This window comes from Stenotrophomonas sp. S49 (assembly GCF_016624905.1).
Classification (GTDB): Bacteria; Pseudomonadota; Gammaproteobacteria; order Xanthomonadales; family Xanthomonadaceae; genus Stenotrophomonas.
On record NZ_JACVUD010000005.1, the window covers coordinates 83,921 to 93,447 of the forward strand.

Annotated in this window: 3 protein-coding genes; 2 read left to right on the forward strand and 1 reads right to left on the reverse strand. The window is 64.0% G+C overall.

What is annotated here, in order from left to right; all coding sequences use genetic code 11:
* The first annotated feature begins 23 nt into the window (after positions 1–23).
* Positions 24–7,475 carry a non-ribosomal peptide synthetase/type I polyketide synthase gene (locus IAE58_RS02200; protein ID WP_199932977.1) on the forward strand — a complete coding sequence of 2,484 codons (7,452 nt, stop codon included), beginning with the start codon at positions 24–26 and terminating at the stop codon, positions 7,473–7,475.
* Positions 7,476–7,537: 62 nt separating this feature from the next.
* Here the strand turns inward: IAE58_RS02200 and IAE58_RS02205 are convergent, their stop codons facing one another.
* A complete protein-coding gene (locus IAE58_RS02205) occupies positions 7,538–8,449 on the reverse strand; it encodes an aminodeoxychorismate lyase (RefSeq protein WP_199932976.1) in 912 nt (303 codons plus the stop codon).
* 552 nt (positions 8,450–9,001) lie between these two features.
* Here IAE58_RS02205 and IAE58_RS02210 point away from each other — a divergent pair.
* Positions 9,002–9,433 carry a CBS domain-containing protein gene (locus IAE58_RS02210; protein ID WP_108750461.1) on the forward strand — a complete coding sequence of 144 codons (432 nt, stop codon included), beginning with the start codon at positions 9,002–9,004 and terminating at the stop codon, positions 9,431–9,433.
* Positions 9,434–9,527: the final 94 nt, after the last annotated feature.

A 9,527-nucleotide genomic window follows, 5' to 3' on the forward strand; every position in this document is an offset into this window, starting at 1 on the left:
AACATCCAGCGAGCAGATCGCACATGAATGATATAGCCGCCCCCTCTTTCAATGGACTGGAAATCGCCGTCATCGGCATGGCAGGCAGGTTCCCCGCAGCGCCGGACGTCGAGTCGCTGTGGGAGCTGCTGACGCAGGGGCGCGAGGGGCTGGTCAACCTCAGCGACAGTGATCTCGATGCGTCCGGTGTGGACGAACTCGAACGCGCGCAGCCCAACTATGTGCGCCTGCGTGGGGTAATCGAGCGCAAGCATGAGTTCGATGCGGCGTTGTTCGGTTACACCGGCCAGGACGCGGCCACCATGGACCCCCAGTTCTGTGTGCTGCACGAACTGGCGTGGCAGGCGCTGGAGTCCTCCGGATATACGCCAGCCAAGTACGCCGGGCTGATCGGCCTGTATGCCGGGGCAAGCGGCAACCTGGCGTGGGTGCATCGCATCATGCGGACATCCGGCTCCCTGGCGGACTACTACAGCCTGACAAGCCTGAATGAGGCCGGCTATCTGGCAACCCGGGTGGCACACCGGCTGGATCTGACCGGGCCTGCACTCAGCACGAATACCACGTGCTCGACGTCGCTGGTCAACATCCACCTTGCCTGCCAGGGGCTCATTGCCGGCGAGTGCGACATCGCGCTCGCCGGCGGGGTCAGTGTATCGATCGACAACAAAGGCTATCTGCACCAGGAAGGTATGGTGCTGTCCTCCGATGGCCATTGCCGCCCGTTCGATGCGGCTGCAGATGGCACCGGTGCCGGCGAAGGCGCCGGACTGCTGGTGCTCAAGCGGCTGGATGATGCGCTGGCCGACAACGATACCGTGCTGGCCATCATCAAGGGCTCGGCCATCAACAATGATGGCCAGCGCAAGGTGGGCTTCACCGCGCCCAGCTCGGACGGACAGGCCGCAGTGATCCGCACGGCGCTGGATCGCGCAGAGGTTGAACCGGCATCCATCGGCTATGTCGAGGCGCATGGTACCGCCACGCGGTTGGGCGACCCGATCGAGGTGTCGGCGCTCAGGCAGGCATTCGGCGCGGTAGCGGCCGGCAGCTGCGCGATCGGATCAGTGAAATCGAACATCGGCCATCTTGGCGAAGCCGCCGGCGTGGCGGGCGCGATCAAGACCATCCTGGCGCTGCAGCACCGGCAATTGCCTGCAAGTCTCAACTTCCATTCGCCCAATACGATGATCGGGCTGGAAGGCAGCCCGTTCTTTGTAAACACCGAGTTGTGTGAATGGACTGCCAAGGCCGGCGAGCCGTTGCGCGCCGGCGTCAGCTCCTTCGGCATTGGTGGTACCAACGCTCACGTCATTCTTGAACAGGCTCCGCCGTCCGCCGCGCCGGCCGCAGGGCGCCCGCACCATGCGGTTTTCCTGTCCGCCAATTCGCCCTCGGCGCTGGATGCGCTGGAAGCCAGTCTTATTGCCCATGCGGCAGCCCATCCCGGGCATTCGATTGCCGATCTGTGTTTCACCCTGCAGGTTGGACGAAGGGATCTTCCGTATCGCCGTGCATTTGCGGTTGCCGACATGGCTCAGCTGGCGCGGCGTGCCAGCACTGCAGCGGGCAGCGAAACGTCCGAAGGCCACATTGGCAAGGCCGAGCCGGGGCTGTGCTTCGTATTTCCAGGCCAAGGCAGCCAGTATCGATGCATGGGTAGAGGCCTCTATGAAAACGAAGCGGTGTTCCGCGAGCAGGCCGACGCCTGCTTTGCGGTCGCCCAGCGTATCTCCGGCCTCGACCTGCGCGCCGCGCTGTTTGAGGACGCCGACGCCCTGGTAAGCACGGCGCTTGTGCAGCCCCTGCTGTTCGTACTGGAGTACGCGCTGGCGCGCACGCTGCTGGCGTGGGGGCTGCGTCCGCAGGCCTATCTGGGCCACAGCCTTGGTGAGTACGTGGCTGCCTGTCTGGCGGGTGTATTCACCCTGGAAGATGCGATCGATGTGGTGGTCGCGCGCGGACGGCTGGTAGATGCATTGCCTGCGGGCGCCATGCTGGCGCTGCCGTTGTCTGAGGCGCGCGCCCACGAGCTGCTGGGCGGTGCGCTGGATCTTGCCGCCGTCAACGCCCCCGAGCGCGTGACTGTTTCCGGTGACATCGAAGCGATCGACCGGCTGCAGCAGCAGCTTGCCGACCAAGGCGTGCACGGTGTCCGTCTGGCGACATCGCACGCGTTCCATTCCCGTCATCTTGATCCCATCCTGGAACCGTTTGCCCAGGTTCTGCGCAGGGTGACCCTGTCCCCGCCGCGGCAGGCCTTCCTGTCCAATGTAACCGGCACCTGGATAACCGCCGACGAGGCGACCTCGGTGGATTACTGGGTGCAGCACCTGCGCGGCACCGTGCGCTTTGCTGAAGGCATCACCGCGCTATGCAGCGACAAGCCGCAGGTGCTGCTGGAGGTGGGGCCGGGCAGGGCCCTGGGGCGATTCGCGCAGCAGTGCGACCTGCGCCCGTCCCATTGCATCGGCCTGTTGCCGCAGGCATCGGACCCGCATGCCGCTGCCGAATCCGAACTCATCCAGTTGCAGACCGCGTTGTGCCAGCTGTTCGCCGCGGGTATCGCCGTGGACGGCAACGCCTACCATCGCGGGTACGCACGGCGTCGCATCCGCCTTCCAACGTATCCCTTTGAAGGGCACTGTCATTACCCGGCGGAGGTACTGAGCGCGCGTGGCAGCTCAATTTCCAGGAGCCTGGAGCTCCGTGTGGCCGCTGCGGCCAGCGTCAGCCAGGATGCAGCGGCCGAGCCGGGCGCAGCATCGTCGACGGCAGGGATGACGGATGTGCAGGCGAAGCTGGTCGCCATCTGGAAGCAGTTCCTGGGCCGCGACGCGGTGGGCCTGCATGAGGATGTGTTCGAGCTGGGGGTGGATTCGCTGCTATCTATCCGAGTCATCGGGCAGATCCGCGAGACCTTCGCCACAGACATAACCCTGGACAGCATATTCGTGCTGCGTACGGTGGCAGAACAGGCTGCCGAGATTGAGCGCAGGCTGCTGTCGGCCGACGCCCCGCAGTTGCCTGCGATCCTCGCCTATGGCCATCAAGGGCCCGCTCCACTGTCGACCTCGCAGAAGCGCCTGTGGATCATTTCGCAGCTGGAGGGTGAACGGACGGCCTACAACAACGGCTTCTGCATGTTCCTGCACGGTGCCGACGCCACTGTACTGGAACGCGCGTTCCGAACGGTCATCCAGCGCCACGCCAGCCTGCGCACGCGCTATCTGGAAATGGATGGCGTGCCGATGCAGGAGGTCCATGAGGACTTCGAGTTCCAGCTTCAGGTTGCCGACATCAGTGCACTGGATGCAGATGCCCGCTTCGTCGCTGGTGAACGCATGTGGCAGGAGGCATTGTCCAACCCCATCAACCTGGCTTCCGATCTCATGTTGCGTGCCGCGCTGGTGCGCTATGACGACGCGACCCATCTGCTGATGGTAACCCAGCACCATATCTGCTCGGACAACTGGTCCAACAATCTGCTGATGCAGGAAGTCGGCGTGCTCTACGATGCCTACCTTGCCGGAAAGGAGAACCCACTGCCGCCGCTGCCGGTGCAGTACATCGACTACGCGATCTGGCAGGAGGCCTGGCTGCGGACAGGCGTGCTGGAACGCGAGCTTCCGTACTGGCGAAAGACCCTGGCTGGCATTCCGCACGTGCACAACCTTCCCCTGGACCGGCCACGCCCGAAGTACCAGAGTTATCGCGGACAGCAGTATGGGCGTCGTATCGATGCGTCGGTCCTTCAGGGGCTGGAACGCATCGGCAGGCAGAACGGTGCCACCCTGTTCATGACCATGCAGGCGGCGTTCTCGCTTTTCCTGGCACGTTACAGCGGCGAAACAGACATCGTGCTGGGGTTCTCGGTTGCCAACCGGCTGCACAAGGAGCTGGAGAGCGTCATCGGATTCTTCGTGAACTCGCTGGTGCTGCGCTCCGACCTGTCAGACAACCCCAGCTTCAACGCCTTCGTGGGGCGAACCAAGCAGTCGCTGCTGGGTGCCTACGCCAATGCGCACGTGCCCTTTGAGATTCTGGTCGACGAACTCAAGCCGGCACGCAGCATGAGTTACGAGCCGATCGCACAGATCCAGCTGATCTACCTGGATCAGAGCCAGGACCAGGGTGGCAAGGTAAGCTCGCGCGAGGACAAGAGCGAAGTGGTGCACGCCAACATGCAGGTGCCCTTCAGCAAGTACGACCTGACGCTCTACTTCAGCGTGGACAGCGATGGAATGGCATTGACCTGGGAGTACGCCACCGACCTGTTCGAGGCCGATACCATCGGGCGCATGAGCGACAGCCTTGAAGCCCTGCTGCGCGGCATCGTGGCTGCACCGGAGCAGGCGGTGCATGACCTGCCGATGACCGACGAGCCAAGCACGCGTCGATTGCCGGCCACGCTCCAGGCCAGCGGGGACGCGGCCGAGGGTGAATTCGAGTTCAGCCTGTTCTACTTCGCCAGCGATGATGGCGGTCGTGCCAACGACAAATACCGTCTGCTGATGGAGGGCGCGCGTTTTGCCGACCGCTACGGTTTCGAGGCGGTGTGGACGCCGGAACGGCACTTCGATGCGTTCGGCGGGGCGTATCCCAACCCCGCCATCACCGCCGCTGCCCTGGCAGCGGCCACCACCCGGGTCAAGCTGCGCGCAGGCAGCTGCGTCCTGCCGCTGCATCATCCCGTCCGCGTAGCCGAGGACTGGTCGGTGATCGACAACCTTTCCGGCGGGCGCGTCGGAATAGGCTTCGCAGCAGGCTTCTCGCCACGCGACTTCGCATTGGCGCCGGACCGCTTCGAAGGCCGCCGCGACGTGCTGGTCCGTGATGTGCAGACCGTCAAGGCGCTCTGGCGAGGCGAGGCGGTGACCCTGCAGAACGGCAAAGCGGAGATGGTGCCGATCTCAATCCGGCCGCGGCCCATCCAGCCGGAACTGCCTGTCTGGGTGACCACGGTCGGAAACGAGGAGGCGTTCCGCCACGCCGGGCGCATGGGTGACAACATCCTGACGCATCTGATGGGGCACACACTGGAAGAGCTCGCGGTGAAGATCGCGGTCTATCGCGAGGAGCGTGCGGCAGCGGGCCATGCAGGTAACGGGATAATCACACTGCTGGTGCATACCTTCATTTCCGAGGATGAGCAGACCATCTTCGACAAGGTGCGGGGGCCATTCAAACAGTATCTCGTCGACTCGGTGGGTACCCCGCAGACCATTGCCAAGAGCCTGGGGCTGGGTGACATCGGCGGTGCTGCAGGTGAAGGCGGGGATATCGATGCGATAACCGAATTTGCCTTCCGCCGGTACTACCAGAGCAGTGCGCTGTTCGGCACGGCAGAGCGTTGCCTGCCGTTGGTCGCGTCCATCCGCAAGGCGGGTGTGAATGAAGTGGCGTGCCTGATCGACTTCGGTGTCGAACCCGAGCTGGTGCTGGAGAGCCTGCCACGCCTGGGCCACCTGCGCGACCTGGCGATCCCGGCGTCAAGGGCGAAAGTGCGTGAAGCAGCGGTGGAAGTGCTGCCTTCGGTGCCAGCGCAGGTGCAGGCAACGGTTGCGCCGATCGGCATGTCCGATGCCGTTCAGGCTGTCGTCGATGAGGGCCTTGGCGCCGACGTTGCGGGTGCGCCCGTCCTTCCCTGCATCCACCATCTGTTCGAGCAGGCATGCGAGCGTAGTCCGCAGGCGATCGCCGTGGTCTACGAGGACACGCAGTTGAGCTATGCCGAGCTCAACGCGCGAGCCAATCGACTTGCGCACCGGTTGATCGCCGAGCATGGCATCGTGCCAGAGATGCGGGTAGGCCTGTGCTGTGGCCGCTCGGTCGACATGGTGGTGGGCATGCTGGCGGTGCTCAAGGCTGGTGCGGCCTATCTCCCGATCGAGCCCGATGTCGCGCCGCTGCGTATTGCGCAGCTTCTGGAAGATGGCGGCGCCGGCATCGTGCTGACTCGTGCCATCGACGCAGCTGCCGTATCACAGGCTGCTTCCCGACCGGTGCTGATCGATGATCTGCAGGGGGCCGCTGCGTGGTCCGATCAGAATCCGAGCGTCGAGGTTTCAGCCAGCAATGCGGCTTACGTGATCTACACCTCGGGGTCGACCGGCCGACCGAAGGGGGTAGTGGTCGAACATCGTTCTCCGGCCAATTTCTGGCAGGCCATGACCGTCAGCTCGCATGCCGGGCTCGGGGACAACGCGCACATTGCGGTCAATGCGTCCGTTGCCTTCGATATGTCCCTGGAAGGATTGCTGCAGCTGCTTTCCGGCCACCGCGTGCATATCATTCCAAACGAGGTACGCCTCAGCAGCCGAAGGATGCTTGAGTTCCTGCAGCGGTATCAGATCGAAGTCTTCGACATCACCCCGTCGCAGTTCAGTACGTTGCTGGCAGCAGGCTTCACCACGATGCAGGGCCACCGCCCGGGCCGGGTGCTGCTGGGAGGGGAAGCGATCAATCCGGCGCTCTGGAATGCCATGCGCAACTGCGAAGGCATGCAGTTCTACAACATGTACGGTCCCACCGAATGCACCGTCTCTCCGGCCATCGGCCGGGTGGAGGCCGCGGACGAGACTCCCCACATCGGTACGCCCATTGCCAATCTGTACTTCCGCCTTCTTGACCAGAGCGGCCATCCGGTGGCGCGCGGTGCGGTCGGTGAGATCCATATCGGTGGCGTCGGCGTCGCCCGCGGGTATCTCAACCAGCCGCAGCAGACCGCAGAGAAGTTCATCGAGGATCTGCATGGCGGCGTGCCGGGCGCGCGACTCTACCGCACCGGCGATCTGGGCCGGTGGTTGACCAATGGCAAACTTGCCTATCTTGGTCGCAACGACAACCAGATCAAGCTGCGTGGGTTCCGCGTCGAGCTCGGTGAGATCGAAAGCTGTCTGCTTGCCTGCGAAGGGATCATGGAAGCGGTCGTTGTGGCCAAAGGCGAAGACAGTGGCAGGTATCTGGTGGCCTATGCAGTGCACGAGGGCGGCGTGCCGGCCGATGCTGGCGGGCTGCGGGCTGCCATCAAGCGCCAGTTGAGTGATGTGCTGCCCCACTACATGGTTCCGGAGTCGTATGTCTTCCTTGCGCAGCTTCCCTTGACGGCCAACGGCAAACTGGACAGGGACGCGCTGGACCATCATGCGGTTTCCCGCCCCTCATTTTCCTACCAGGCACCGCGCAGCGACACCGAACGGCAGCTGTCGCAGATCTGGGAAGGGGTGATGGGGGGGGGGAATGTCGGCATCCATGCAGACTTCTTCGAGCTGGGCGGTCAATCCCTGATCGCGATTCGCGTCATCAACGAAATCACCGAGCGGTTCAGTATCGAGCTGGATACGCGTGTCATCTTCGAGTACTCAACCATCGAATCGCTCGCAACCCATATCGACAACCTGCTTTGGCTGCGTGCAGGCGGGGAGTCGCAGGCAGGCGATGAGACAGAGGAAGAGCTGGAAATCCGCTTCTAGGGCGCAACTGCCCTTGTTGCCTCCCGTCCCGGCAGCCGCCTGGGACGGGAGGAGGTGGCCAATCACGCCGGATGCACGTCCAGCAGGGCAAGCAGCTGCTGGTTGAGCGCCTGCGATCGTGGCAGCTCGCGGCCATCGAGCCGGTTGATCGGCGCAGCCAGGCGAATGCTCGATACCAGCCATGCGCCTTCGGCGGCGTAGATGTCCGCTGGGGCCAGCATGGTCATTTCGGTCCGCCAGCCCAGGCGTTGTGCAGCGTCGAAGAGCAGGGCCTGGGTGGTGCCTGCAAGGATTCCGCACGCCGGAGGGGGTGTCTGCAGCAACACGCGGCCCTCTCTATGGCATGCGATGACCACGCTTGATGTCGGGCCCTCCAGAACATGCCCGTCACTGCTGGTGAAGATGACATCGTCGGCGCCGTTCCTGCGGGCATGACGCATGGCCGCCATGTTCACCGCATACGAGAGTGTTTTTGCGCCCATCATCAGCCAAGGTGCCCGGGAGTTGAGCGTGCTGTCGTAGCCACGATCAAGCAGCAGGACGTCGATCCCATCGCGGCGTGCAACATCGTGCTGTTCGCTGCAGTCTGAGACAAGCACCCATGCCGTGGATAGGTCACTACCTTCGGGGCCGCGGCTGAGCACGAGTTTTACAAGGGCTTCGGGCCAAGGTCCGCTTGCACGCAATGCCGTGGCGATGGCATCACGCCACGCCTGCGCCCCGGGGTCGAGCAGCTCAGCGGCCTGTGCTGATGCCTGCAGTCGAAGCAGGTGTGCCTCCGGTTTGCAGGGCGCCCCGTCGCGCGCCAGCATTGCTTCGAATACACCGTCGCCGCGAGTCGCGGCAAGATCGGTGACGTGCAGCTGCGGTCGGGTGGCGTCTGCAAGGGTGTGCGTGCCGTCACGGCAGTCAATCATCACAAGCACAGAAGTGTGCTTGGCCGGAATGCGGGGGGCGATACCGTCGTAAGCCATAGGAAGTCAATTTCCATGAAATGTTGGATACGAAGCATCCCTCATGGATGCCGGGGCCCCTGCGGGGCGTGGATCAAACCGTCACGTGCCTGGACCGACATGCTGCACGCTCCACTTCTACGGCGTCAATCGACAGGGGGCGAATGCTCCGCCAGCCCCCGGCTGAGCCGGCGGTGGTCTTTCCCACTCGACAGGGTGAGGTAGTTGAAGCCAGGCCGGCCGTCATGGCGCGAACTTTAGCGCTGGCGGGCGGCTGTATTCAGCGCCGGTTTCAGCGCGGGTGCGATTCTCGGCATCGTCGACAGGTTCCACGACGAACTGTCCCACCGGTGCCGGTAGTGGCGGCACAGGGCAGTCGTAGAATCGAATCGACCGGGGCCTTCGCTGCTTCTGCAGCATTCGGTTTCGATCGCGTTGCAGCATGCAACCTGCCCATTGTTTTCACCGGCAGGGAGCATGCGCCAGACGTGCGCTGAAAGGTCTGTTCCCGGGGAGGGGGCGATTCGGAAGAGCACACTTTTTGACTTCAGTGACCTGCACCAGGAAACAAGAATGAACGTCCGCGAACTCCTGCAATCGAAGAAAGAAGCTGTCATCACCATCGACGCCGAAGACACGATCGGTGCCGCCGCGCACAAGATGAGCGCGAACCGTATCGCCGCGTTGGTCGTGGTCAAGGACGGTGCCCCGGTGGGCATCATTTCCGAAAAGGACATCGTGCGCGTGCTGGCCGACGACGGCCCGCAGGCCGGCCGCCGGGTCATTTCCACGCTGCCGTCCACCGGCCTGGAAGGCATTGCGCCGGACGCCACGCTGAAGCAGGCCATGTCGCTGATGACGTACTCGCGCCGCCGCCACCTGATGGTGACCGAGGGCAACACGCTGGTCGGCATCCTCAGCCTGGGCGATATCGTGAAGAACCTGCTGGGTGAGCTGGAGCTGGAAAAGGCCGTGCTGCAGGACATCTACATGGCGGCACACTGAGTCCCCTGTGCGGGCCGGGGGGGGGGCCCCCCCCCCCCCGGGGCCCCCGGGGGGGGGGGGGGGGGGGGGGGGGGGGGGGGGGGGGGGGGGGGGG